This window comes from Patiriisocius sp. Uisw_017, from assembly GCF_047731265.1.
GTDB lineage: Bacteria > Bacteroidota > Bacteroidia > Flavobacteriales > Flavobacteriaceae > Patiriisocius.
The window spans coordinates 2,707,815-2,734,196 of record NZ_CP159835.1; the positions used below are offsets into that span (position 1 = coordinate 2,707,815).

At 35.9% G+C, this 26,382-nt stretch carries 18 protein-coding genes and 2 pseudogenes; 6 read left to right on the top strand and 14 right to left on the bottom strand.

Features of this window, described 5'->3' with window-relative positions:
- Position 1: 1 nt before the first annotated feature.
- The 3 genes from ABXT67_RS12290 to ABXT67_RS12300 all read left to right on the top strand — a co-directional run bounded on the left by ABXT67_RS12290 (position 2) and on the right by ABXT67_RS12300 (position 3,444).
- Positions 2-316 (top strand): four helix bundle protein, encoded by a 315-nt coding sequence (locus tag ABXT67_RS12290; protein ID WP_415374342.1) that lies wholly within the window; start codon positions 2-4, stop codon positions 314-316.
- Positions 317-416: 100 nt separating this feature from the next.
- Positions 417-1,880: a magnesium chelatase gene (locus ABXT67_RS12295; protein WP_415374343.1), complete on the top strand. Its 1,464-nt coding sequence runs from the start codon at positions 417-419 to the stop codon at positions 1,878-1,880.
- A gap of 766 nt (positions 1,881-2,646) precedes the next feature.
- Positions 2,647-3,444 carry a WG repeat-containing protein gene (locus tag ABXT67_RS12300; RefSeq protein ID WP_415374344.1) on the top strand — a complete coding sequence of 266 codons (798 nt, stop codon included), beginning with the start codon at positions 2,647-2,649 and terminating at the stop codon, positions 3,442-3,444.
- A 148-nt stretch (positions 3,445-3,592) separates the two neighbouring features.
- Here the strand turns inward: ABXT67_RS12300 and ABXT67_RS12305 are convergent, their stop codons facing one another.
- A complete protein-coding gene (locus ABXT67_RS12305) occupies positions 3,593-4,342 on the bottom strand; it encodes a sulfite exporter TauE/SafE family protein (protein ID WP_415374345.1) in 750 nt (249 codons plus the stop codon).
- Between the two features lie 105 nt (positions 4,343-4,447).
- A complete protein-coding gene (locus ABXT67_RS12310; RefSeq protein ID WP_415374346.1) occupies positions 4,448-4,669 on the bottom strand; it encodes a hypothetical protein in 222 nt (73 codons plus the stop codon).
- Between the two features lie 321 nt (positions 4,670-4,990).
- Here ABXT67_RS12310 and ABXT67_RS12315 point away from each other — a divergent pair, with 321 nt between their 5' ends.
- Positions 4,991-5,611 carry a fasciclin domain-containing protein gene (locus ABXT67_RS12315; RefSeq protein WP_415374347.1) on the top strand — a complete coding sequence of 207 codons (621 nt, stop codon included), beginning with the start codon at positions 4,991-4,993 and terminating at the stop codon, positions 5,609-5,611.
- 210 nt (positions 5,612-5,821) lie between these two features.
- Here the strand turns inward: ABXT67_RS12315 and ABXT67_RS12320 are convergent.
- From ABXT67_RS12320 to ABXT67_RS12360, 9 genes and pseudogenes are all read right to left on the bottom strand, one after another.
- Positions 5,822-6,169 (bottom strand): annotated as a pseudogene (locus tag ABXT67_RS12320) (DUF3291 domain-containing protein); the annotation flags it as partial.
- Between the two features lie 299 nt (positions 6,170-6,468).
- On the bottom strand, positions 6,469-7,131 hold the full coding sequence (locus ABXT67_RS12325) for an ATP-binding cassette domain-containing protein (RefSeq protein ID WP_415374348.1): 663 nt from the start codon (positions 7,129-7,131) through the stop codon (positions 6,469-6,471).
- The gene (locus ABXT67_RS12330; RefSeq protein ID WP_415374349.1) at positions 7,109-7,420 is read right to left on the bottom strand and encodes a hypothetical protein; all 312 of its coding nucleotides are present in this window, start codon (positions 7,418-7,420) and stop codon (positions 7,109-7,111) included. The genes ABXT67_RS12325 and ABXT67_RS12330 overlap by 23 nt, the downstream gene beginning before the upstream one ends.
- 52 nt (positions 7,421-7,472) lie before the next feature.
- Positions 7,473-10,772: an amidohydrolase family protein gene (locus ABXT67_RS12335; protein ID WP_415374350.1), complete on the bottom strand. Its 3,300-nt coding sequence runs from the start codon at positions 10,770-10,772 to the stop codon at positions 7,473-7,475.
- A 267-nt stretch (positions 10,773-11,039) separates the two neighbouring features.
- Complete coding sequence (locus tag ABXT67_RS12340) at positions 11,040-12,674, bottom strand: M1 family metallopeptidase (RefSeq protein WP_415374351.1); 1,635 nt, start codon at positions 12,672-12,674, stop codon at positions 11,040-11,042.
- A 191-nt stretch (positions 12,675-12,865) separates the two neighbouring features.
- Positions 12,866-13,063, bottom strand: a complete 198-nt coding sequence (locus ABXT67_RS12345; protein WP_415374352.1) for an STM3941 family protein — start codon at positions 13,061-13,063, stop codon at positions 12,866-12,868.
- Positions 13,064-13,176: 113 nt separating this feature from the next.
- Complete coding sequence (locus ABXT67_RS12350; RefSeq protein ID WP_415374353.1) at positions 13,177-13,353, bottom strand: hypothetical protein; 177 nt, start codon at positions 13,351-13,353, stop codon at positions 13,177-13,179.
- Between the two features lie 138 nt (positions 13,354-13,491).
- Entirely contained in the window at positions 13,492-14,823 is a 1,332-nt protein-coding gene (locus tag ABXT67_RS12355; RefSeq protein WP_415374354.1) for a M28 family metallopeptidase, read from the bottom strand.
- Between the two features lie 815 nt (positions 14,824-15,638).
- On the bottom strand, positions 15,639-17,183 hold the full coding sequence (locus ABXT67_RS12360) for a nuclear transport factor 2 family protein (RefSeq protein ID WP_415374355.1): 1,545 nt from the start codon (positions 17,181-17,183) through the stop codon (positions 15,639-15,641).
- Between the two features lie 110 nt (positions 17,184-17,293).
- On the opposite strand from ABXT67_RS12360, the gene ABXT67_RS12365 reads away from it, so the two are divergent.
- Together ABXT67_RS12365 and ABXT67_RS12370 are read left to right on the top strand one after the other, a co-directional pair.
- A complete protein-coding gene (locus ABXT67_RS12365) occupies positions 17,294-18,448 on the top strand; it encodes an endonuclease/exonuclease/phosphatase family protein (protein WP_415374356.1) in 1,155 nt (384 codons plus the stop codon).
- A 9-nt stretch (positions 18,449-18,457) separates the two neighbouring features.
- Positions 18,458-18,874, top strand: a complete 417-nt coding sequence (locus ABXT67_RS12370; RefSeq protein ID WP_415374357.1) for a hypothetical protein — start codon at positions 18,458-18,460, stop codon at positions 18,872-18,874.
- 1,859 nt (positions 18,875-20,733) lie between these two features.
- Here ABXT67_RS12370 and ABXT67_RS12375 read toward each other — a convergent pair.
- The 3 genes and pseudogenes from ABXT67_RS12375 to ABXT67_RS12385 all read right to left on the bottom strand — a co-directional run bounded on the left by ABXT67_RS12375 (position 20,734) and on the right by ABXT67_RS12385 (position 26,343).
- On the bottom strand, positions 20,734-22,542 hold the full coding sequence (locus ABXT67_RS12375) for an acyl-CoA dehydrogenase family protein (RefSeq protein ID WP_415374358.1): 1,809 nt from the start codon (positions 22,540-22,542) through the stop codon (positions 20,734-20,736).
- Positions 22,543-22,660: 118 nt separating this feature from the next.
- Entirely contained in the window at positions 22,661-23,848 is a 1,188-nt protein-coding gene (locus ABXT67_RS12380) for an acetyl-CoA C-acyltransferase (RefSeq protein ID WP_415374359.1), read from the bottom strand.
- Between the two features lie 88 nt (positions 23,849-23,936).
- Positions 23,937-26,343 (bottom strand): annotated as a pseudogene (locus tag ABXT67_RS12385) (3-hydroxyacyl-CoA dehydrogenase/enoyl-CoA hydratase family protein).
- Between the last annotated feature and the right edge of the window lie 39 nt (positions 26,344-26,382).

The following is a 26,382-nucleotide window of genomic DNA, read 5'->3' on the forward strand; positions in this document are numbered from 1 at the left end:
TTTGCTCATTGAAAGAGTAAAAGAAAAGAGACCTAATTATAAAAATGTAGAGATTTGGAAAATAGCACTTGAAATTGCTTATTTTAATTCTTACATTTTGGAATCATTTCCTAAAAAGGGGCAATATAATTTGACTTCTCAAATAAGCAGATGTTCTATATCTATCACAAGTAATGTTACAGCGGGTTTAGTAAGAACAAATAAAAGTTTTAGTCACTTTATAGATATTTTTCTAGGTTCTTCTTTTGAGTTAAGCACACAAATTATAATTGCAAAACATAAAAATATATTTCAGAACAAACGTTTAATGAACTAGAGGATATAATTGAAAAGTGGCAAAGAATGAGAACAAGTTTTCAGGACAGTTTCGAAGCATACCATCTTTGTTCTTTTCTCTTTTTTCTAAAAATGAAACTATGGATAATAAAAATATAAAAACATTCGGCGAATTAAAAGCAGCTGGCTACGAGTACAAAACAATTAAGGAAGAGTTGCGTCGTAACTTACTTCAAAAAATGATCAAGAAGGAGGCTATTTTTGAAGGGATCCACGGCTATGAGTATACGGTAATTCCTGAGTTGGAACGCGCTATATTATCAAAACATAATATTAATTTATTAGGTTTAAGAGGCCAAGCTAAAACGAGACTCGCTCGCCAAATGGTAACGTTGTTGGACGCGTATATACCTATGATTAAAGGGAGTGAAATTAATGATGATCCTTTCAAGCCTATATCGAGATATGCTCAAAATATTCTAGAAGAAAAAGGAGATGACACCCCTATAAGTTGGTTGCATAGGGATATGCGTTTTTCTGAAAAGTTAGCGACCCCAGATGTGACCGTTGCAGATTTAATTGGAGATGTAGACCCTATAAAAGCTGCGAATCTAAAATTAAGTTATGCAGATGATCGTGTCATCCATTTTGGGATGATACCGCGCGCTAATCGCTGTATCTTTGTGATAAATGAATTGCCAGATTTACAAGCACGTATTCAAGTTGCTTTGTTTAATATACTGCAAGAAGGCGATGTTCAAATTAGAGGTTTTGCTTTGCGATTGCCTTTAGATATTCAGTTTGTATTTACCGCGAATCCAGAAGATTATACCAATCGGGGTAGTATTGTAACACCATTGAAAGATAGAATAGGATCTCAAATACTTACACACTATCCTAAAACTTTAGAAATAGCAAGGACGATTACACAACAAGAAACAGAGGAAGCAGCGAAGGAAACGTCAAACGTTTATGTTCCTGAATTGGCAAAGGACATTCTAGAACAAATAAGCTTTGAAGCGAGAGAAAGCGAATTTATTGATGCAAAAAGTGGGGTGAGTGCTCGTTTGAGTATTACCGCATTTCAAAACTTATTGAGCACTGCTGAACGACGAGGACTGCTCAATGGAAATCCAGAAACTGCAGTACGTTTAAGTGATTTCTTGGGAGTAATTCCGGCAATTACAGGAAAATTAGAACTGGTGTATGAAGGAGAACAAGAAGGTGCAAACGAAGTGGCCAAACAATTAATTGCAGATGCCGTAAAGACTCAGTTTTTAAATTACTTTCCTAAGATTGAAAAACTTCAGAAAGCTGGTGATGAAGATCCATATGAAGATGTCGTAAGTTGGTTCTTTGAACAGAGTAGCTTTGAGTTATTGGATACTTTGGATGATAATGAGTACCAGTTGCAACTAGATCGTATTGAGCCTCTTGATGATTTGATTCATAAATATGCACCAGAAATTTCTAATGATGATATTCCGTTTTTTAAAGAATTTATACTTTGGGCATTGGTTGAAATGAAAAAATTAAGTAAATATAACTTAACGGATGGGCTTCGATTTAAAGATGTTTATGGGGGCTATATTAGCGGATTGTAATTTTCTAAACTTTATTTTATTTTATTTTTAATTTAAAAAAAAATCACAAAATATTTTAGATCATTCATTTGAAATTTTAAAGCCTAGCAACGTATTGCTAGGCTTTTTAACTTTATTCGATGAACGTGCTGTATTTGTTTCAAAGGCAAAAGAGTTTTTAATCATAATAACCTTAATTTGATATTCTTAGAACTTGTGAAACTGAACCGACGATTCTTATTGAGTCTCTATATTCACACACAAACATTCCTAATTGGTCTCCAGTACTAAAACGCCCAACGCTAATATGTGTAAAAGATGTCCAATCATTTGAAGTTGTTTTGGTTTGTACTCCTTGCTTCAAAAACCAAGGGCCATCAATAATAGTTTTGTGATTGCCAAAACCAAATTGTGCAACAGCAAGAATCCTGTCATTTGTTCAGAAAGCACCTGTTATTTGAAAAATTCCATCACTTGGTATTGTTATGTTGCCTGCAACTGCATGAGCACTTGATGTTTCTTATAATGACATTCCATCTTTTAAAAAAAATTATACTTTGGGTATTGGTTGAAATGAAAAACCAAGAAAGTATAGCTTAAGGAACGGGCTTCTATTTGAAGATGTTTGTGATGAGAATATTACTGAATTACAGGAATTATTTTTTTCAACAAACATTTTTGTTGTAAGTCTAAAAAGTTAATAAAAAGTTAAAATTAACATATTAACGTTGTTAAATGTCACTTTATAGCTTATTATTGTACTTCATCGATAACTAAAAATTTTAAAATGAAAAAAACATCAATTACTTTAGCTTGCCTTGTTGTAATATTAACATCTGTTAATGCTCAAGAAAATTATTTTATTACCGAATCTGAAGGACATTTTGGAGTTCTTGATGACCTTGGTCACGAATTAGTTGCTCCTAAATATGACGATATTGAACCCTACGGGAAATTAAAAGCAAATTGGGCTAAAGTTACTTATGAAGGAAAACTTGGTCTTATAGATGAATCCGGAACGGAGTTTTTAAAGACCAATCTCGATAATATTGGTGCTTTTGGTGAGTACCAGAATGATTTGGTAATTATTACAAAAAATGGAAAACAAGGTATTTTAACTAAGGAGGGTAGAGTACTTATTCAACCTATCTATGAAGAAATTAACAAATTTGATTTAAAAATCAAAGATTTGGCAGAAGTAAAAATAGATGGTAAGTATGGCTTTATTGATAGACAAGGGGTATTAGCAATTGAAGCAGTGTATGACAAAGTAGGCAACTTTGGGACCTTTAATAAACAATGGATTGATGTAGAAATAAATGGTAAAATAGGGTTTTTAGATAGAGATCAAAAAGTAGTTATATCTCCACGATACGATGCTGTTGAACAATTCGATTTAAGAAATAAAAAATGGGCGCTGGTAAAAATTGACAAGCTTTATGGTTTTATTGATAGCGAAGGACAGGAGATCGTTAAAGTTGCTTTTGATAATATACAGCCTTTAGATGAAATTTATAAAAATAAAGATATAACGATTATTAATAAGTCAAGTAATGTTGTTAATACTATCAATGATGGAGATTAAGTGAAATTTAATTTTCAGATTTGAAAAGTTTTTCATGATTTATTTAAAATATAAAAGCCTAGCAATTTATTGCTAGGCTTTTATATTTTATCCTTTCAACAACCTTTATTTGTTGCAAAAACAAGGGCCGCCCTTAAAGTGTAACTATTCAAAATATTTCTAGACTTGCTTTTATAAATAAAACAAGGCCACTAAGTACCATTATAGTAATCAACCAGCGTCTAAATGTAATTTTACTCATTCTCTTTAATAGCACTTTTCCTATTAAATTACCCACTATGGCGCCTAATCCCATAGCACCTCCCAACCACCAAATTTCGGCTGTCAACAAACCAAAAAAAGTATAGCTTCCTATTTGAGCAATACCTAAAAAGAAGGATTGTGCTGCTTTTGTTCCTAAGAGTGCTTCTTTATCAATGCCAGCATTTAACAAAAATGGGTTTAAAATAGGCCCCATACCGCCCGTTAGCGTTCCAATAATTGCAATGAAAAAGCCTAATGGAATAAAGTACCATAAACGCATTGGAAAAGAACGTTCCTTTTTACCAAAACGATATTGAAAAATCGTGCTGATTAAAAATACCGCTACTATAATCTGAACCCAAGCAATTTTGATTTCAGCAAAGAACCATCCGGCAACTAATGCGCCCAACATTGCAGATGGAACATAATACCAAAACACTTTCCAAGAAATGTCTTTCCAGAATAGTAGAATTCTAGTAGGGCGACTTATGAAGGTACCAATGTTTATAACAGGAGCCGTTTTAGAAACACCAATCAAGAAATTTAGTATTGGAATTTGTAGTAAAGCCCCACCTCCGCCACTTATTGTAGAAAGTGTAAAAGCAGAAGCACCTAAAAAAAACAGTGCACTTAATATATAAAGAGAAGGCTCCATAATTGTAAATATAATTACTAAACATAAAAAACCTCGAAGTAAACTCTTACTTCGAGATTAAATTATTTATTGGATAGAATTTTACAACTTGGGAATCACTAATTCTTATCCTAGATGTATTACATCGGCACTTTTTAATTGATCTGTATTCGCTTCAAAAATAGCGATGTATTTCACCGCATCTCTGCAGCAGTACTTTACTATTTTACTCAACGACTCTTGACTTTCAATGGTGTGCCTTGTAAATAAAGTAGTATAAGCAACAATAATATCTGCCATTATATCGCTTGGGTTTTCACCTCCATATTTTTTGATTTTATCCCACAATCTGTCCCTGCCATATTGTGTATTGGCGACCTCTCTAATTTATTTCCGCCAACTTTTACGTCGCCATTTTGGATTTTTAGTTGTTCACCTAAGTCCAATACGTTTTGATAGTTTGCTTTAACCTTGTTGTTTAGTTTGGTTAATTAATATAAGTATATGCAAGCTTTTTTCAAGTATAATTTAGATTAGATTTAATTTATGCTAGTTTTAATTATGTTATCTGTTTTGGAGTTATTATTAACTAAATCTTAATTTATTTTTATTTTTATTTTACTTTCTTTAAAGTACTTTTGTGCAAATAAATTAATTAAAACCATCATTATGAAACTTACAAAATTGTTTATGTCAATGGCAATGGTAGCATTATTATTTGCTGCTTGTGATGACACAAAAAAGAAAGAGGCAGAAGCGAAGGCTGAAGCTGAAAAAATGGAAATGGAAGCGAACGCCGAAGCTGAAAAAATGGAAATGGAAGCCAAAGCAACTTTTGATGCCAATACAATCGCAGCAGTAGCCATGGGGAACGATAATTTCACAACACTAGTGGCAGCCTTAAAACAAGCTGGTCTTGCGGAAACATTTATGCAAGAAGGTGCGTATACAGTATTTGCTCCAACAAATGATGCCTTTGCTAAAATACCTCAGGGTACATTGGATACATTAATGAGTGAAGCTGGAAAAGCAACACTTCAAAACTTATTAAAGTATCACGTTGTAAGTGGAGAGTTCAAAGCCGAAGCTGTTATGAAAGCAATTGCTGATAATAAAAATGCATATAACGTAACCACCTTAGCTGGCGAAAACATTACACTTTCAGTTAATGACGGTAAAGTAATGATTAAAGACGCGAACGGTAACATGTCTACAGTCGTAATAGCAGATGTAGATGCTTCTAACGGAGTTATCCACGCTATTGACACAGTCATTATGCCTAAAGGATAAATCCTCAATCATTTAGCATAATATGAAAGACCTTGATTCGTCAAGGTCTTTTTTTTGTTTTTTGAATCTGGTTTTTTCTTAAACATTTTAAAGGCTGAATTCTTTGTATGCTAGGCAAATAACCCGTTCTTCTGTTAAAGCAGCTTTTCAAATAGATAAATCGCAGTGCTCACATCAGAATTTACTTTTAAAAGTAAAGGCATATTCACTTTATCCCTTTGCTCTTAAATATTCCAACCATTTTTTTCCTTCTGAAATCGTTGGCTGATGGCCCTCGGGGATATGCCAAAGTACCATATGCATTGTTGGCATCTTTTTAAACCACTCTTTTTTGCGTGTCATAATGTCTTTATGAGCAGTGTTATAAACAAAATTAAACAGACTTTTGCGATTTTCCCAAACAGTCATATTAACTAATAAACTGTCTTTATCAAAAACTGCTAAGCGATCTTCTTTTTCTTTGTCTGGACGTTCTTCTAGGTTCCAAAAATATCCAATGCTTTTAGAAGCAAGTGCGTTAATACGTTCTGTATTGTTAACAAAGTCGGCCACGATGGGTTTTCCATAGTTGCAATGGCATCTGCAAGATTGAGTTGGGCGATGTGCATTTTAAGTTAAGATTTTGCGAGTTAGAAGTTGTTTGTTATTGAAAATAGTCTTTTTCATTGATTCAAGACAGTTTTGAAACACGAATCAGGATAAAAATAAACAATTCTTTTTGCAAGATGATAACACTAACAATTATCGGCGAGTGTTTCTGCGAAAATTAAGTTTAGTAAGGCAATAGAGGAATTAGTTTTGAACCTAGCTCTCCCCTTTGAATTGGAAATAGAGGGGATGTCAAGGTAGGTTCAATTTCATTTTCTCAGATATTCAAACTCTTTCAAATCTTCAATACTATTTACAGTATGTCCAATACCTTCTTTGATAACCATACTTTTAGTGGCTACTTCCAACACATCATTGTAATAATGATCTGTAATAAGGATACCTTTGGTTTGCTTTAGTAGTAGTAACTTTTCTTTCAGTTTTTCTTTGTGAAGTGTTTCTAGCATTGAGAAGGGCTCATCTAGCATTATAAAATGGTGGGGGAGTTGGCTAAGTAATACTACTTCAAAATATTTTAGTTCACCCAAGGATAATTCACAAGTTCGTTTGTGAGTCATCGTGGCGATATGCGAATCGTAAAAAATAGCATCTTGTGCATTCACATCAGCGTGGAACATAGTAATAACGTCGCGCACGCTCATTGTTGAAGGTAAAAACAGATGCTGCGGGAGATAGGCAATGTGTCGTTTTTTAATCACTTCAGTAACATTCAAATGTTGACCATTTAATTCCACCGAAATAGCATCTGTCTTTAGCGTTCCAAAGAGCAGTTTCAACAAGGTAGATTTTCCACAGCCATTGCGACCAAAAAGCCCCAAGATTTCTCCAGTCTCTAAGGAAAATGAAATATCTTTTAAAATTTCTTTGCTTCCAAAGGATTTAGAAACGTTATGTAAGACTAAAATCGCCAAGAATAAATGATATTAATATGAAAAGAAAAATATATACAGGCAGGCCAAGCAACACATTCATTAAAAATGAACTTTTAAGAAGTTGCCATCTAGTAATTCCCAAGTTTTGATAGGCATACCATTGTGCTTTCTTGAATGTATTAAAAGCAAAAAAACCAAAACCGAGTCCAAAAGTTAAAAAGAAAACAAAACCATAAAGTATACCAAAAGCAATGGTTCCAACCGATCCAAACGCTGCTACGAAAGGAAATATTTCTTTATAAAATTGGATATGTGGTCGTATGTTCAATGTGGTATTAAGTATAGGATTTTATAAATAGGCACTATTTTTTCACTACGCACTACTGATGCCCAACATGACAACCACAACCTCCGCGCATAAAGCTCTCTGTCTCTTCATGCCAAGGAAAGGCTTGGTTATACCCATTTACTTCCCAGTAGAAAGGCTCCCGTTCTTTTGGAGAGTTGCCCACTTCATTCATTGTATTGGGATCGTACAAGCGTCCGTTTTGCATTACATATTTAATGTATTGTGTATTCTCAATGTCATCTAGAGGATTTTTATTTAAGATAATTAAATCGGCTAATTTGCCAACTTCCAACGATCCGATATCTTGTCCTGCACCAATATAATTGGCGCCGTTAATAGTAGCAGCTTTTAAGGCCTCATGATTGCTCAAACCACCACTAGCCAACATCCACGTTTCCCAGTGCGCACCTAGTCCTTGCAATTGTCCGTGCGCTCCCATATTTAATTTTACACCTGCATTTACTAAGTCTTTTGCAGTAGATGCAACTAGTATATGGCCGTTTTCATATTCTTTTATTGGTACCATATTGCGGTGTCTAGATCTGCTGTCTACAATACGTCGTGGCGTGTACTTTAGGAGTTTTTCATTTTCCCAAACATTATCTCGTTGATAATAGTAATACTCCCCGTTTAAACCTCCGTAATTAACAATTAGAGTAGGGGTGTATCCCGTACCACTTTTACCCCAAATTTCCAATACATCTTTATATACTGGAGCAACTGGAATATTGTGCTCAACGCCTGTATGTCCATCAATCACCATGGTTAGATTATGGAAAAACGTTGACCCACCTTCAGGGACCACATTAATTCCTTGTTCGCGTGCAGCTTGCAATACTTGCTGACGTTGTTCGCGTCTTGGCTGATTATAACTTTTTACACTCTTTGCACCAAATGCTTTTGTACGACGAATGCTACTGCGAGCATCCTCTAGATTATTGATAACAGCTTTAAAATCTCCATCTGCTCCATATAAAATAAAACCAGTAGAGTAGAGGCGAGGTCCTACTAACTCGCCAGCTTTTTGTAGTTCAGACAATGTAAAAACACTCTCGGTGTTTGCCGAAGGATCGTGCGCCGTTGTAACACCAAAGGCAAGATTGGCTATGAATTGCCAGTTTTGTTGTGCGGGAATACCACTTCTAAAGGCACCAATATGTGCATGACTATCCACCAAGCCTGGCATAATGGTTTTTCCTAACATACCATAAACCTTTGCTCCACTAGGAACAAGTGTCTTGCTCGCCGGGCCTGCAGCAATAATCTTGTTACCTTCAATAATAATGTTTCCATCTTCAATAACCTCATTACCATCCATTGTGATGATCCGAGCGTTTGTAAATGCGATGGTTCCTGAAGGATTATCAACGCGAGCGGTCAACCCAATTTTAGTGCCTGTTTCTGGCATAGCCGAAGGTTCACTTGAACCACCAACCACAAAACTAAATTTTTCTTGAAGCGTGTTACTAAAATATTCATCTCCCAAGGTCCACATTACCTTTTTACTGTCTGTCGTCCAATGAATGTTAACACCAGCATCTTTTGCAATTTGTTGTACAGGAACACTATTGCTGCTGCCATCTATTGTTATTGGCGCTCCCAATTGTGGCATTGCTGCAATATAGACTTTATGCAGGTTTGAAAATGCTATCCATTTGTTATCAGGACTTGGAACAATATGGTTTGCATATTTTGAGATTATATGCTCCCGTTCATCGTTTCCGTTTAGGTTTACGGAGATTAATTTCTTCGTCAAATCCCCAAAGTATATGCCACCAGTTTGTAGAAATATGCGAGTGTCGTCATTATTAAATCTTGGGTTTTCTCCCTGTACTCCTTCTAATTCTTTTTGGTTACTTCCATTGCTTGTCATCGTGTAGATACCTGCATTTTTTGTAAAAGTCATTCCTTGGTCTGCATTGCCACGTTCTTTTCGATATACGATGTTAGTGCCATTGCTTGAAAACCTTGGCGTTCTATAGATTCCCTTTTCCGAAGTTAATTTTACAGGGACACCGCCGTTAAGATTCACTTTATAAACAGCTCCTTTTTCAAGATCATTCCACGTTACGTAGACGATTTCATTTCCGTTAGGTGAAAAACTAGGTTCGTATTCAAAATCTGAAACACTTGTAATTCGTCTTGGAGTGCCGTTTGGCATTGCTTTTTTGTACAGATGTCCCAATGCAGAGAATACGGTGGTATTGCCATCTGGCGAAGTCTTTAAATCTCGAAGTACCTTTGGGGTAAAAGTTTCGCGTTCAATAGGGGTGTTTGTTTTTACTGTTTCGGCTAAATCGATTTTCACATCCGCATCAAACGGAATGTTTGTGACCGCTAATGTCTCTGTGTTTATTTTATGAATTTTTCCGCCACTCCAAAAAACGAGTTCTTCATTATTGGGCATCCAATCAAAATTGGGATACACTCCAAAGATCGCCCAAGCCTCCATTTGGTCTTTGTTTAACGCATCATAAATTGGAAATTCCTCTCCTGTTTCTAAGTTATGGGTATATAATACTGTTTTTTCACGAACGCGTTTTACAAAGGCGAGTGTCTTACCGTCTGGCGAAATTGTTGGTCGTGCTGCGCCTCCAGGACCGCCTGTAATGGTTTCGGTTTTACCGTTTTTAAAATGGTAGCGTTTGATTGCATAAATCTGACTGTTCGGGTCTTTGTTATACTGAAAGTATCCTCCAGGATATACATCTTCAGAATAATACAAATAGTTCCCGTCATTGGAAACCCATGGTTCGTTTACATCTTGTTGGTCGTTTTTACGTTTGGTTAATTGGATTCCGCTACCACCTGTTTTGTGATATTGCCAAAGCTCTCCCGCACCTAAACTCCTTCCACTGGTAAAGTGCTTTCTTGCTACTAGATAATTACCATCGGGTAACCAAAAGGCATTATTAAGGAGTCTAAAACTTTCTTTTGTGATTTGTTTGGCGTCACTGCCATCAGGATTCATCATCCAAATGTTGTCTCCTCCTCCAGCATCACTTGTAAAAGAAATGTGCTTTCCATCTGGACTAAAACGTGGCTGTATCTCAAAAGCAATTCCTGTTCGTATTGCTTTTGCTTTACCTCCCGTGATGGGCATAGTATAAATATCTCCCAACATATCAAATACGATTGTTTGCCCATTTGGACTCACATCTAGGTTCATCCAAGTACCTTCTGTAGTGGTAAAATTGTGTGTTTTATAATTGAAACTTTTACCCGGATTGTCAACGTTCCACTTGGCTTCGTCTTTATCGGTTTCTTTCTTTTTTTGGGCAACAGAAAGTATTGTTGTTAAAAGGAGTGCTAGTGCGAGAAGTTTTTTCATTTTTATATTTAAATGTTGTAGAATTTACTGGACTTAAAGATATGGGTTTTAAAAAGAAGCAACAATATTCTAAATTCTGCCATAGAATAGCAATATCTACAACTTAGGACTTTCTCACAAAGAAAATTATTTCTGTAATTATTTTAAAAACAGTCCTTCCATCTGTAAAGTAATGAGCGAACCAAAATAACTTTTTTAATAGCTTGGAGTAAGGGAAGTATATTTATCCGCGTTACATCAATGAGTCTCTAAAGAGCACTGTTGTAGCTACTCTTCGATTTTCTCTTTATTAATGTAAAAGTCTTCTTTGATAAATAATGTTTTGATATCACCAATGTTTTCATAAGTTTTCCACTCAGCAGTAGGGTAGATCCATTTTTCTTTCCCATTGATTACCAATAGTATAGGCATATCAAAATCGGCTACAATGTCTACATATCTAAACGATACTTCATGGAAAGATTTTAATTTGTATTCCAGTTTAGGAACCATTGTTGTGCGCAGGTATTGCTCCCAGAATACAGATAAATCAATACCCGTTTTTTCGCTTATATACTTTTCAACTTGTGCAGACGTAACTGTTTGGTGGTAAAAATCCTTGTTGAGACCTTTTAAAACAGCACGCCATTTTTTATCGTCTTCTACTAGTTGACGCAAGGTGTGTAATACGTTTGCTCCTTTGTAGTACATGTCGCTACTCCCTTCGTGATGCATATTGTAGGTACCAATAATAGGCCTGTCATTTTGAATATTTCTTCGAGTTCCAATAACATATTCGCTTGCGGCTTCTTTGCTGAAGTGGTAGTTTAGGTATAAGCTTTCTGAATAGGCCGTGAATCCTTCGTGAATCCACATATCTGCTACATCTTTGTTGGTGATATTATTGGCAAACCATTCGTGTCCAGCCTCATGAATAATGATAAAATCGAACCGAAGTCCCCAACCAGTACCTGATAAATCTTTGCCTAAATATCCGTTTGTATAGTTGTTTCCATAGGTAACGCTGCTTTGATGTTCCATTCCTAAATACGGTACCTCTACCAATTTAAAGCTGTCTTCATAAAACGGGTAGGGCCCAAACCAATATTCAAACGCATTAAGCATCATAGGCACTTGGGTAAACTGCTCTTTTGCTTTTTCACGGTTGTAGCTTAGCACATAATAATCAACATCTAGATTTCCATTAATGCCTTCGTGAGTGTATCCAAAATTTGTATAATCGCCAATATTTACATTGATTCCATAATTATTAATAGGCTGTGTAACTTCCCAATTCCAAGTTTTGGTTATGCCATTATCAACTTCAGAAATAAGACGACCATTACCCACTCCTACTAAACTTGAAGGTGCTGTAATTGCCAGGTTTACCCCAGTATCTGGCTCATCTTCAGGATGGTCTTTATTGGGCCACCATACGCTCGCACCAATTCCTTGATTCGCATTGGCGATAAAATGGTTGTCATTTTCATCTTTTTGCCAAGTAAAACCTCCATCCCAAGGAGGACGTACTGCAACTCTTGGTTTTCCTGAAAACTGGATGGTAACGGTTTGTTCACTTCCTTTAACTTGCTTTTGTTTCAGCTTTATAAAATGGGCATTGCCTTTACTTTTAAATTTTAATTTCTTCCCGTTTTGAGTGACCTTATCAATTTCCATTGGAGCTTGAAGGTCTATTTGTATCACTTTTTCTGATGTTATTACTTTATAAGTAATAACATTGGTTCCTTTGATCGTTTGTTTTTCTGGAAAGACTTCAACCGACAGGTTGTAATGTTGAAGATCCCACCAGGCTCGTTCTTCAGTAATAGAACCTAGAAGTTCGTCTGCTTTGGTGAATTCTTGACCACTAAGGATACTGATGCTTGAAAAAACAGCAAGAATTGATAACAGGTAATTTTTCATTTAGTAATAGCTCTTTTTAAGAAATCACAATATAAGTAATCTTCGATATTATTTTTTTATGATTGAGAATAAGTTTATTCAAACGTTATTCATTTTTTGTTTTTCTGTTTATCAAAAAAAGCCAACTTTAAATATTTGGTGAGTTCCTAATAGGGTCTAAGTAGTCTTGTTTATGATCACTTAAGCTATTTTCATACGTTTTTATGTGTTGTGTTTTTCTCGTACTCTTTTTCAACTAAACATTTCAATTCTTCAAAATCGATGTTTAATGAATTCGCTGTAATACCAATTGGTGAACCATACTTATTGTTATTTGCTTTCATCGCGATTTTTCCAATTCCACTTTTTTTGAGTCCAATATAATATTCGGGGTTTGAAACATCAATCATTATGAACTTTTGCGAGTAGACTTGTGCTATTCTTATCCCAATAATATCAGTCTATTGTATTAATCCGATGCTTGTTGCGTTAGAGTTGTTTGTAACTCCAGTTTCATCAATTATCAATCCATATTTTTTGTCAAATAATTTTTGAAAATATATAAACAACAAATCCCGAAAAAAGCTACGCCAACTATTCCAATAATTTTTATGAAATCTACACTTCTTGGTCGATATACCAAACTTGCAAGTCTTTCTGGTTCAGTTATAAACCAAATTCCGAAGATGACAAAAGCCAAAGACCAAAAAATAATAAAACGATTTTGTTTTTACGAAACGGTATTTTTATTTCGCTATTCATTCCGTTGGGTTTTATTAAGTTCTCTGCACTGCCTTATATAATTAATCTCCTTCTTTCATTTACCCAATCGAGAGCGCTACCTAAAAACCGCATTCGGGAAAACAACAGCACTTTCGTGGCCGTTTTTATTCACTGACGAGATTCCGAAGAAATAATTATCGATAACAATACCGTCCAAGGTGAATTCTGAAACATCACCCACATATCTGCTATGATCCCAAGTTGGGCTTGTGGTGTCTCTCCACCAAATCTTATATCCAACGGCATTTTTACTTTTCTTCCATTTAAATTTTGCTGAAGGCTCCACGATTCCTCCAATGGCGACTTCAGATGGTGGAGCAGGAGCCCAGCCTAGAAGTGCCATATTAATAGCATTTACGGCAGTCAATTTTTTAGCATAGCGGAAGTTTACAAACTTTAATTTATCACCGTATTCAATACCTTCTTCTGTGCGAATGTCTTGGTGTTGTTGGGTGTATTTTTCGTGGGCTTCCATAATTCTAATACCAGCGTAGCCCAAATCATTAAACGGACGGTGATGACCACCGCGTCCAAAACGGTCTAGACGATAAATCATCATCGGGTTCATCTCTGGCATATATGTTTTTGTAGTAGCATAAACATACCGCGCTAACTGCCGTGAAATTCCGTCTACTTCGCCACCATAAAAGCGGCGCATATTGCGTTCGCGTTCCGTTTCGGTCGGGGGAACTGGTTCAGAAAATATTCTAAAATCAACATTGCTTATAACGCCGTCGACACCTTTAATGTTTCCGATCATGTCATTATTTAAAACACCAATTAAGTCCCAATCTTTTTCTTTTGCGTAGGCAGCAAATCCTGCACCACCAAAAAGCCCTTGCTCCTCGCCGCTTAGGCCTAAGTAGACAATGTTTGCGTCAAAAGTATAGTTGGAAAGTACTCTTGCAGCCTCTATGGCTCCTGCCATGCCGCTGGCATTGTCATTTGCCCCTGGAGCATCTTTTGTGAAATCGCTGCTTTCACTATTTCTCGAATCTATGTCGCCACTCATAATAATATAGCGATTAGAACCTGTTTTACTTTTTTGAATTGCGACCACATTCACCACCCAAGTATCTTGAGGTACGCGATGATTACCCTCGGCTTTTACCAAGTCTTTTTGGTAAAATACCTTGAGGCAATTTCCGCAGTTTGTAGATATTTTATCAAATTCGGTTTTTATCCATCTTCTGGCAGCACCAATTCCCCGCGTATCGCTTATTGTATCGCTAAAGGTATTTCGGGTTCCAAAATTGGCTAGGGTGGTAATATCTTTTTCTATTCTTTCAGCAGAAACAGCGTCAATAATTTCATAGATGCGGTTATCTGTTTGTCCATTCATTAAAAGCGAAAAACAGCAAAATAGTGAGGTGTATAAAAATTTCATAGAGGTCATTGTTTATTCTAAAAATAAGTAAAATTCAATAATATATTCCTTTGAAAACGGTGCTATTTAATTTTATAGAAGCGATTTGGGATTCCTCACAATAGGATTATGTATTATGATTGCTTTTGTAAGGTTTTAATACAGCGTAGTAAATAATAATACTGCTAGGGAGGCATTATTAAATAGAAAATTATACTGTAGCTTGGTTCATTTATTGAATATCGAACTCTTATTATTCTTATTGTGTCTTTCAACGTGTAATAGGTTACAGCATACTTTCTAGCTTCTTAAGACCTGTAGCTTCCATAATTAATTTAGTTTGTTAACGCCTAAGGTATAAATTTCTGGTTGTGAACATAGGAATTCGGTACTTTCTAGAATATCATTGATAAATCTGTCTGCAATGATTAAACATGAATTTCCTCTAACCGAAGCAGTGAACTCTGGAACCCAACTATTTTCTTTTCCATTGCTCTGCTTTTTCTCTAACCTGATCTTGGGTATAAAAATTACCCGACCCTATTTCTTTTTCTGAAATTTCTAATCCTACATTCTATTGCTCAATACTAATTATCACAGAAGCCACTTTTTGATATACAACAACGTGTTTTTAACAGCTTCAATAAAAGTTGGGTCCTTGACAGTTTCTAATTCTTGTTGTATCCACTCTAAATCGGACTCTACGTCTACAACAATTAATTTTAGATTAAGGGAACTATACGGTTTTTGTTTTAGTAGTTTAAGTATTATTTTCTTTGCTTAAAGGATTAATCATTCAGTTTTTAGCATTAACCATGACGGCTACAGGTATTGATTTACCTCAAAAAAGTAACTTTAGAAATTTTGTCATTTTCTACTTCATAAATCGCCACCGCATTAATAATTTCCCCATTCATCACAACTTCTTCAAGGTCGATTACTTTATTTCCAATAACAATGCGATTGGTTATTTTGCAATGTAAGTCTGGTGTGTTTTGAAAGAACGGGCCGTAGCCTTTTTTCAAGGTTTCTAAACCCGCACTTATAATAGTGTTGGGATAGCTCATTAAGACAATATCATTGCTATAGGTTGCTACAAATGCATTAATGTCTCTATTGTTATATCCTTTTAATTGGCGATCCACAACAATGACAGGATCTTGTTTTGTTTTTGCGTCAGGGATAAAAAACATAGACGCAATTAATCCATCTTTTGTGAAATAGACGGTGGCTTGCTTTTCTTCTTTACCATTGGTTACTGCTAGCTCATGATCAATTACATAATCTCCAATGGTAATGCGGTTGAGTACTTCTGTGCGGCTGTTTTTTGTATGTTTATAGAACTTGTCGTAGCCAGATTTTAAGGATTCCCTACCCACAGTAGTCGTGTCCTTTTGATAAAGCCCAACGACAACATTTTCGCTAAAGGCATTGGCGAATTTTTCTAATTCGCGATTGTTGAAGGGTTCGAGATGTGCATTTACAATATCGCCTGGACGCAGCATAGCTACTTCAGAAACCAAGGCTATTTTTGAGCCGTTTTCGCTTACGGTTATTCTTGAGATATCTTTAATTCCGTAGTTAGAAAGATCCGCGACTTCTGCCCATTCTTGTTTTCCAAAGAGATCATAAACATACAATTTTGATCCGCTTCCTAAAAGTAACTTACTTGGACTTAGCCAGCAATAATCTTGGACTCCTATAGGTAATTGGCAAACAAAAAAGCTTTCTTTTTCTTTTTCGTCTATGTCTAGTAAATAAATATCATTGTTTTTTTCTTCATTTACAAGGGTATAACTGACGGACTTGCTCTCAGGAACTTTATGAATAGAACGCCCTGAGTTTTCTATATATTCAATAACTTCTTTTGTTTTGAGATTTCCAATGACCAAGTTTAATTGGTCACCACCCAAAACGGATGCAATAATATTGTGGTTATCGTGAAAAGCAAAATAGGCTACTTCTGTTTCAGGGAGCAGTAACGCGCTCTTTGTTTCATTCATTTCTGAATATTCATAACTGTATAAACGCTGCAACCCTGAAGTGTCTAATCGTACCGCAGCTACTTGGTTTGTTTTTGGAAATTTTTGTGGGGAATATTCTCCACCTGCAGTGGGTATATTCAATCTACGCGTTTTATTTTTAGTGCTGCTGTATGTATTGATTTCTGTTTGTCCATTTTCGGTTCTAGCATAGAGTAGGGTTTCATTATCAAAGAAGTATGGTTGACTGTCGTATCCTAAATTGTTCGATATGTTTTGAATGTTTGAAACAGTAAAGCTCTCATTTTCGCTAGAAAGTTCTAGTAGGAAGACTTCGGAGTCGGTTTGTGAAAACACGCTGTTTGCGATGCATAAAAGGACTAGCGTTAGTAGTTTCATTTTACTTTTTAGTTAAGGTTTTATAATAAAAGGCTTGCCTCAAGATCATTAGTTTCAGTAGTGTTAAAGATATCAATTTTATTAGGTTTATGTGTTATTTTTGTAGCGCTATGAAGAAACTACTCTATTTGATTTTTGGTTTGCCGGTGCTACTATTTTCTCAATCATTAGATGATTTAGAATTTGGTACTGAAAAGACCTTTGATATTGTAACGTGGAATATTGAGTTTTTTCCTAAAAATGATCAGACAACCATACAATATGTTGCTAGTATAGTAGAAGCGATGGATGCCGATTTAATTGCGATTCAAGAAATATCAGATTATTTTGCTTGGAATGAACTTGTTGCCTATTTAAATGATTATAGTGGCTACCGCCAATCGATTAATAATAGGGGACTGGGCTATTTGTATAAAGCAGATGTGGTTCAAATTAACGATGGTTTTGAGTTGTTCACACAGGATCCAGAAGCGAATAATTTTCCTAGATACCCAATGGTTTTAGATTTAGTATATGCTGGAGAACGCTTTGTTGTTATAAACAACCATTATAAATGCTGTGGAAATGGAGACTTAGACCCTACCGATCCTTGGGATGAAGAAACCCGAAGGCTCAATGCAAATCTTTTGTTGAAAGGATATATTGATGCAGAATTAGAGGGTTTAAAGGTAATTCTATTAGGAGATTTAAATGATATTTTGACAGACCCGATTGGAGACAATGTCTTTAATGCATTTTTAGACGATACTGATAATTATTTGTTTACAGATATTGGGATTGCGAATGGAAGTTCAGAAAATTGGTCTTTCCCAAACTGGCCATCACATTTAGATCATATTTTAATTACCAATGAGCTTTTTGATCTTTTTACTTCGGAAGGGGCAAGTATTGAAACTTTAAGAATAGAGGATTATCTACAAAACGGATGGGATGAATATGCTCAAAACGTTTCCGACCATCGTCCTGTGGGTTTAAAATTACCTTTAGATCAAAAGCTGGGTAATCAAGAAATGGTAGGTGTTTCTGCGCTTATGAATACTCCAAATCCTATTAAGGGTTCAACGACTTTTATGTTAAGTGATTACTCAGTTGATATCATTAAAATTTATATTTACAACATCCAGGGTCAATTGCTGTTTTCAAAAGAATTTGCTGCAGGACAAAAGGAAATTACAATAGATTTAAGTAACATTGCAGCGGGAGTTCACATTGCGCAATTAGAAATAGCAGGAGTTGTTGACACCGTTAAAATTGTTAAATTATAATAGAAAACTATGTTTAAGAAAATATTTGGTTCTAAAGCCTCCACCACAATGAGTAATGCGGAAGTAGAAAAAGCAATGGACATTGTAGATGGTCAAAAATTAGGTGAATCTGAAGAAATGCTCTTGTTTGGAGGCTTTCAAGAGCTTAATGAATATCATTTCTTTGAAGGGCTCTTTGTGAGTACTAAGAATTTTAAAAGTAAAAATGGTGCATCCATAGCATTTAAAGGAAGCAAGGGAGATTTTACATTACCTTCTGCAATTCAAGAATTCGAGTGTGATTATGCAAAGCCTTTACAACGCCACGTGGCTCAAATTAGTTTTGACATCTCTAAAGCGCAAATTAAAAAAATACAAAAAGGAGATTATAAAACGGTTGAGTTTAGTGTAAAAAAGCAACAGTTTTTATTAGAGAGAAAGAACTAAACGAGTATTTAAATAAAAAAATAGCGCTGAAATTACAGATGCAAATTCAGCGTTTTTTTTTGATTGGAGCGATATTAGTGTGCAGTAAGCATTGCGCTCTTTTGCAAGTTGTGCTGATAGGGTCTTATAACTGTTGTGTGAATGTGAGTTCCTACCCACTGTCTAATTTTGATATTTCTGTGTTTTTTCATCACTACGTTATTTAAGAATTGATTATAGTTTTTAATTTTATCTGGTAAACCGCCTTTTGGAATTCCAAATAAAAGATTTTGATGCGATTTTGATTCCTGCTAATTGATTTCTGTTTAATGCGATCATGATGTTGTTTTTTGATTGATGAATAATTTTTAATTTAAAAGAGGTTAGTTTCTGTACCGTCTTTTGGAATTCCAAGTAAAAGATTTTGATGTGATTTTGATTCCTGCTAATTGATTTCTGTTTAATGTGATCATGATGTTGTTTTTTGATTGATGAATGATTTCTTAATTTAAAAGAAGTTAATTTCTATAACGTCTTTTAGAATTCCATATATATCCAATTGATGATGGTACTCTTTCTGATAATTGATTGGTGTCTAATGTTCTCATAATTAATGTTTTTTAATGGTTATACTGAATAGACTACTGAACCTTTAATATGTTACAGTACTTTGCATCGCATAGTACTATATTAACGATTATTTAACAAAAAGAGATCATTTTGATACATTATCAATATAATTTTGGGTAGTAGGAGGGGGCGTTATTATTAGAATACGGACCTAAAATTTAAGATTATTTTGAAAGGGGTATTCATCCTCACTGGTTACTTTCTCTGCAATAAAATTATAAGGACAGCATTTGTGGCCCATCATCTTCAGCAAAAAAGTAACTGTCATTTATACTTTTGAGACAATCACATCTACTGCTTTGAATGCACAGCGTTGCGATCTTGTGATTTTATGCTCAGCATTGTTCGATATGGGTTTATTGTTCTTTTAAGCTCTCAATATGTTGCTATTCGTCATTCAATAATTTGAATGGGAAATTTCGAAGTCTTAATAAGATAACGTTGCTGAAAATTGTTTTGAGTATACTAAAAGTAGATTCAAAAGGAACCAATAGGGGATTATAATATGATTGAGGTTAGCGTAAAAAACAAGAATTTGAATTGCAGAAGAGTAATTCAGCATCTAACTAAAAAAAAAGCTGAATTTATATCTACTAGATATAAATTCAGCTTTTTTTTTAGTTAGATAGAGATTAATGCTTAGTGAGTATGGTATTTCTTGGTAGTTTTTGTTGGTAGGGTTTTATAACTGTTGCGTGAATGTGAGTCCCTACCCACTGTCTAATTTTGATATTTCTATTTTTTTTCATCGCTACGTTATTTAAGAATTGATTCTAGTTTTTAATTTTAATTGGTAAACCGTCTTTTGGAATTCCAAGTAAAAGATTTTGATGTGATTTTGATTCCTGCTAATTGATTTCTGTTTAATGTGATCATGATGTTGTTTTTTGATTGATGAATGATTTCTTAATTTAAAAGAAGTTAATTTCTATAACGTCTTTTAGAATTCCATATATATCCAATTGATGATGGTACTCTTTCTGATAATTGATTGGTGTCTAATGTTCTCATAATTTATGTTTTTTAATGGTTATACTGAATAGACTACTGAACCTTTAATATGTTACAGTACTTTGTATCACATAGTACTATATTAACACTTATTTAACAAATAAAGATGTTTCGGTGCCCCCTTAAAGATTAATTTGGTAATAGGGAAGTCCGGTTATTGCTAGAATAAACACTTTAAAATTAAAATGCCACTCAAATTGAGTGGCATTTTAATTTTATACTTTAATTATTGTTTTCTGTTAGAAAGGATACTTCCCTTCAGCAGAAACTTTCTCTGCAATAGTTTTACGCATTTGGCCTATGTTAGGCATATTTTGATATTTTGTAAAACGCTTTAAGCCCATTAACATCATCCGTTGTTCATCACCTTCAGCAAATGAAATAATAGATTCTTTTGCTTTTACTGAAATGATATCAACCGCGTGATACAGGTATAATTTGGACATTGCAATCTGTACTTCTTGAGATTCTTCTCCAGAGCGTTTTGCATTTTTCTCTGTACGTAGTATGGTACTTTCAGCCATATAGATTTCGATTAAGATATCCGCGGCAGCCAATAACGTTTGTTGGTGCTCTTCTAAATTTGGGCCATATTTTTGAACCGCACTTCCCGCAACCATTAAGAATACTTTTTTCAGCTTCACAATTAAATCCTTTTCTTCAGCAAATAATACGCTAAAATCAGGCGTTTCAAAAGAAGGAATAGAAGTAAGCTCTGCTGCAACTGCTTGAGCAGGATTTAAAAGGTCTATGTGACCTTTCATTGCTTTTTTAACAAGCATTCCTACCGCTAGCATACGATTAATTTCATTGGTACCTTCATAAATACGTGCAATACGAGCATCTCTCCAAGCAGCTTCCATTGGAGTGTCTTCTGAAAAGCCCATTCCACCAAAGATTTGGATTCCTTCATCTGCACAATTTTGTACGTCTTCTGAAACGGCTACTTTTAAGATAGAACATTCTATAGCATATTCTTCAACACCTTTCAATTCTGCATCTTGATGGGTATTACCATCAGCAATACGCATATTAATACGGTCTTCAATATTTTTTGCAGCTCTGTAGGTAGCACTCTCACCTGCGTATGCAGAGGTTGTCATTTCAGCTAATTTCAATTTTACGGCTCCAAAACTTGCAATTGGAGTTTTAAACTGGATACGTTCATTTGCATATTTAGTAGCAGCAGTTGTTACGCGGCGTTGGGAATCTAAACAGGCTGCGGCCAATTTAATACGACCAACATTTAAAGCATTCATCGCTATTTTAAAACCATTTCCTCTTTCAGAGAGCATATTTTCAACAGGCACCTTCGTGTCGTTAAAAAATACTTGACGTGTAGAAGAAGCTCTAATTCCTAATTTGTGCTCTTCTTCACCCATTGAAATTCCATTAGTAGCGTCATTTTCTACAATAAAACCGGTAATATTTTTGTCATCTCCTATACGGGCAAATACGATCATTATCGTACAGAAACCTGCGTTTGAGATCCACATTTTCTGGCCACTGATTAAGTAGTGTTTTCCGTCTTCGCTTAAAACAGCTTTTGTCTTTCCACTGTTGGCATCACTACCGGCACCAGGTTCTGTTAAACAATAGGCACCAAACCATTCGCCTGTAGCTAATTTAGGCACGTATTTTTGTTTCTGGGCTTCGTTTCCATAAAGAGTGATTGGCAAGGTTCCAATTCCTGTATGTGCTCCAAATGCCGTAGAAAAAGATCCCGTACCACTTGAAATATAGTCGCAGGTTAATACGGTAGATACAAAGCCCATTCCGAGCCCCCCTAATTCTTCAGGTACTGATACGCTTAAAAAACCGAGTGCTCCTGCTTTGCCCATTACCTCTTCGGTTAAAGCATAATCTTTTGCTTCAAAACGATCTCGATGTGCTACAATTTCGCGGTCATTAAATTCAATTACCGCTTCTTTCATCATTTGCTGTTCTTCGGTAAAATCTTCAGGTGTGAAAATATCTTCACAATTCGTTTCTTTTACAATAAATTGACCTCCTCTAAGGATTTCTTTTTCTGATGTTTCTGTTGCCATTTTTTATTAGAATATAGGGAATAGAGTATGGAATATAGACCGCTCTTTTTCTCTGTTTTAACTTTTGTTTACTAATATGGAGTCTATATTCTATACTCCAATATTCTTTTTTATCTTTTTATTTTAAAAATTCAAAAACGCCCGCGGCACCTTGCCCAGTACCCACACACATTGTTACCAGACCGTGCTGGCCTTGCATATTGCGTTTTCTCATTTCATCAAATAACTGTACTGAAAGTTTTGCTCCTGTACATCCTAATGGATGCCCTAAAGCAATCGCGCCTCCGTTTGGATTGATGATCTCTGGGTTTAAGTCTAATTCTCTTATTACAGCAACCGATTGTGAAGCAAATGCTTCGTTCAATTCAATTAACTTAATATCGTCTTTGCTTAATCCGCCTTGCTTTAATGCCTTTGGCACTGCGGCAACAGGACCTATTCCCATAATTCTTGGTTCTACTCCCATAGCGGCGTAGCTCACTAATCGTGCAATAGGCTCTATGTTTAATTCTTTCACCATTTCTTCGCTCATTACCATTACAAAGGCAGCACCGTCACTTGTTTGTGAAGAATTACCTGCTGTTACACTACCATTGGCAGCAAATACAGGGCGCAATCTTGCCAATGCTTCTACTGAAGTTCCTCTGCGTGGACCTTCATCTTTAGTTACTGTATATTGTCTAGTTTCTTTTTTCCCATCATTCAAGAAAGTTTCTGCTACTTCGATAGGAACAATTTGGTCTTGAAAACGATCAGAATCTAAAGCGGCTAGCGCTTTCATATGGCTATTAAAAGCAAATTCATCTTGATCTTCGCGAGAGACCTTGAATTGATCTGCAACTGCTTCCGCAGTATTTCCCATTCCCCAGTAGTAATCTTCGTGTCCTGCTTTTACGATGTCGTAGTTTAATTCAGGTTTAAACCCTGTCATTGGCACGCTACTCATAGATTCAGCACCACCAGCAAGAATACAATCTGCCATTCCACTTTGGATTTTAGCAACTGCCATTCCAATAGTTTCTAGTCCCGAAGAACAAAAACGGTTAACCGTCACTCCAGGAACATCAACAATTTCCAATCCCATTAAAGAAATTAAACGTGCCATATTCAATCCTTGCGAGCCTTCTGGCATGGCGTTACCCACTATCACATCATCAATCCTTTTAGGATCTAGATTAGGAAGTTCCTTCATTAAATATTGAATCGTTTCGGCAGCCAATTCATCAGCTCTTTTAAAACGAAATACTCCCTTGCCTGCCTTTCCTACGGCAGTTCTGTATGCTTTTACTATATATGCTGTTTTCATTTTTTATTGCTTTAGGCTTTAAGCTATATGCTTTAAGCGGTTTATTGTTTTGCCTGGAGCATAGCGCTTAAGGCGTATAGCAGAAACCCTAGTTTCTCAAAGGTTTCCCCTTCTGGATCATATGCTGCAATCTTTCCAACGTTTTGCGCTCTCCGGTTAAACTTAAGAAAAGCTTCCCGTTCTAGGTCTAATAGGTATTGCTCACTTACTAGTTGTGGTTCACTTAAATCTCCACCGGCCATAACGTAGGCTAGTTTGTTGGCGATTTTTTGATCGTGTGCACTAATATATTTGCTGGCATTCATTGAGTCTGTTCCTACTAAGAACATTCCTAAGGCTTGCTTTCCTAATACTCTTACATCGTTTCTTGGTGCTGGCTTCGTGTAGCCTATATCTGCCATTTGTCTTGCTACGGCTTTTGCGGTTGCAATCTGGCGCGCTGTGTTTACCACAACGATATCTTTTCCTGGCTTTAAAATATCAAGATCGTATGCTTCGTGTGCAGACGTTGATACTTTTGCCATCCCAATGGTTAAGAAATGCTCTTGCAATACGTTCAGCTCTACATCTCCTTTTTGAAACATATCGCTAGCACGCAATGCCATTTCTTTAGAACCACCACCACCTGGGATAACCCCTACACCGAATTCTACCAATCCAATATAACTTTCAGCAGCGGCCACTACGCGGTCCGCGTGTAATGTTAATTCGCAACCACCACCCAAGGTCATTCCGTGGGGAGCCATTACTGTTGGGATAGAAGAATATCGCAAACGCATTACGGTATCTTGGAAATATTTAATGGCAGCATTTAGCTCGTCATATTCCTGCTCCGCGGCCATCATAAAGATCATCCCGATGTTTGCTCCTACAGAGAAGTTAGCACCTTGATTTCCTATTACTAAACCGTCGTATTGTGTTTCGGCTAGATCTATCGCTCGGTTAATACCGGCTAATACATCACCACCAATAGAATTCATTTTACTCCGGAACTCACAGTTTAAGATTCCGTCGCCAAGATCTTGAATAGATACACCACTATTTTTGAAAATCTCTGTTGTTTTTCTAACATTATCAAGGATGATGAATGCATCTTGACCAGGAACTTTTACCTGTTCTTTCTTAGGGATGTCATAATATAGTGTAGCGCCATTTTTTACGGTGTAGAAAGAAGTGCTTCCATTTGCAATCATATCAAGTACCCAAGCAGCAGGCTCGTTGCCTTCAGCTTTCATCAGTTCGATTCCTTTTTCTACGCCGATGGCATCCCAAATTTGAAATGGCCCATGTTGCCATCCAAAACCTGCTTTCATTGCATCATCTATCTTGTAAAGTTCATCTGCAATTTCTGGAATACGATTGGTTACGTAGGTAAATAAAGCAGCGAGTGTTTTACGGTAAAATTCACCTGCTTTGTCTTTTCCGTTTACCAATATTGGGAAACGATCTGCAACATTGTCAATGCTTTTTGTCAACTCAAGGGTTGCAAATTTTGCTTTTTGAGAAGCTCTGTATTCTAAAGTATTTAAGTCGAGACTTACTATTTCGGTGTTACCTGCCGCATCTTTAGATTTTTTATAGAATCCTTGACCCGTTTTGCTTCCTAACCATTTGTTTTCCATCATTGTGTTGATGAAATCTGGGAGTTGGAATAAGGCAGAACGCTCGTCTTTAGGACAGTTTTCTCTAATTCCATTAGCAACGTGTACTAAGGTGTCTAGCCCAACAACATCAACCGTTCGAAAGGTAGCAGACTTAGGACGCCCAATTACGGGACCTGATAATTTATCTACTTCCTCGATGGTTAATCCCATCTCTTTTACTGCGTGGAATAAACTCATAATTGAGAAAATACCAATTCGGTTTCCAATAAATGCGGGAGTATCTTTAGCTACTACCGTTGTTTTACCTAGGTACTTTTCACCATAGCCGGTTAAGAAGTCTAAAACATCGGTGGTCGTTTTTGGTCCTGGGATGATTTCGAATAACTTTAAATATCTGGGAGGGTTAAAAAAGTGCGTTCCGCAGAAATTATTTTGGAAATCTTCACTACGGCCTTCACTCATAAAATGGATAGGAATCCCTGAGGTATTAGACGTAATTAAAGTGCCTGGAGTTCTATGCTTTTCTAAATTTTCGAAGACCTGTTTTTTAATGTCAAGACGTTCTACCACCACCTCGATGATCCAATCTACATCCTTTACTTTAGCGATATCATCTTCTAGGTTTCCTGTGGTAATTCGCTTTGCAAAATCTAAGTGATAGAGCGGTGCAGGTTTGGATTTGATAGAAGCTGTTAAGGCGTCATTTACCATACGGTTGCGTACCACTTTATCTTCTAAGGTCAATCCTTTTGAGGATTCTTTAGCATTTAGTTCTCTTGGTACAATATCCAGTAATAGGACTTCCACACCAATATTAGCAAAATGGCAAGCGATCCCGCTACCCATAATTCCAGAACCTATAACGGCTACTTTATTAATTCTTCTCTTCATAATTAGCATTGAGTTTTTAGTATTGAGTTCTTAGTTTAA

Excerpts from the sequence above, each read along its gene's own strand:
- ABXT67_RS12295 (WP_415374343.1), top strand. The coding sequence starts at position 417 with ATGGATAATAAAAATATAAAAACATTCGGCGAATTAAAAGCAGCTGGC.
- ABXT67_RS12300 (WP_415374344.1), top strand. The coding sequence starts at position 2,647 with ATGAAAAAAACATCAATTACTTTAGCTTGCCTTGTTGTAATATTAACA.
- ABXT67_RS12305 (WP_415374345.1), bottom strand. The coding sequence starts at position 4,342 with ATGGAGCCTTCTCTTTATATATTAAGTGCACTGTTTTTTTTAGGTGCT.
- ABXT67_RS12315 (WP_415374347.1), top strand. The coding sequence starts at position 4,991 with ATGAAACTTACAAAATTGTTTATGTCAATGGCAATGGTAGCATTATTA.
- ABXT67_RS12335 (WP_415374350.1), bottom strand. The coding sequence starts at position 10,772 with ATGAAAAAACTTCTCGCACTAGCACTCCTTTTAACAACAATACTTTCT.
- ABXT67_RS12340 (WP_415374351.1), bottom strand. The coding sequence starts at position 12,674 with ATGAAAAATTACCTGTTATCAATTCTTGCTGTTTTTTCAAGCATCAGT.
- ABXT67_RS12345 (WP_415374352.1), bottom strand. The coding sequence starts at position 13,063 with ATGATTGATGTTTCAAACCCCGAATATTATATTGGACTCAAAAAAAGT.
- ABXT67_RS12355 (WP_415374354.1), bottom strand. The coding sequence starts at position 14,823 with ATGAAATTTTTATACACCTCACTATTTTGCTGTTTTTCGCTTTTAATG.
- ABXT67_RS12360 (WP_415374355.1), bottom strand. The coding sequence starts at position 17,183 with ATGAAACTACTAACGCTAGTCCTTTTATGCATCGCAAACAGCGTGTTT.
- ABXT67_RS12365 (WP_415374356.1), top strand. The coding sequence starts at position 17,294 with ATGAAGAAACTACTCTATTTGATTTTTGGTTTGCCGGTGCTACTATTT.
- ABXT67_RS12370 (WP_415374357.1), top strand. The coding sequence starts at position 18,458 with ATGTTTAAGAAAATATTTGGTTCTAAAGCCTCCACCACAATGAGTAAT.
- ABXT67_RS12375 (WP_415374358.1), bottom strand. The coding sequence starts at position 22,542 with ATGGCAACAGAAACATCAGAAAAAGAAATCCTTAGAGGAGGTCAATTT.
- ABXT67_RS12380 (WP_415374359.1), bottom strand. The coding sequence starts at position 23,848 with ATGAAAACAGCATATATAGTAAAAGCATACAGAACTGCCGTAGGAAAG.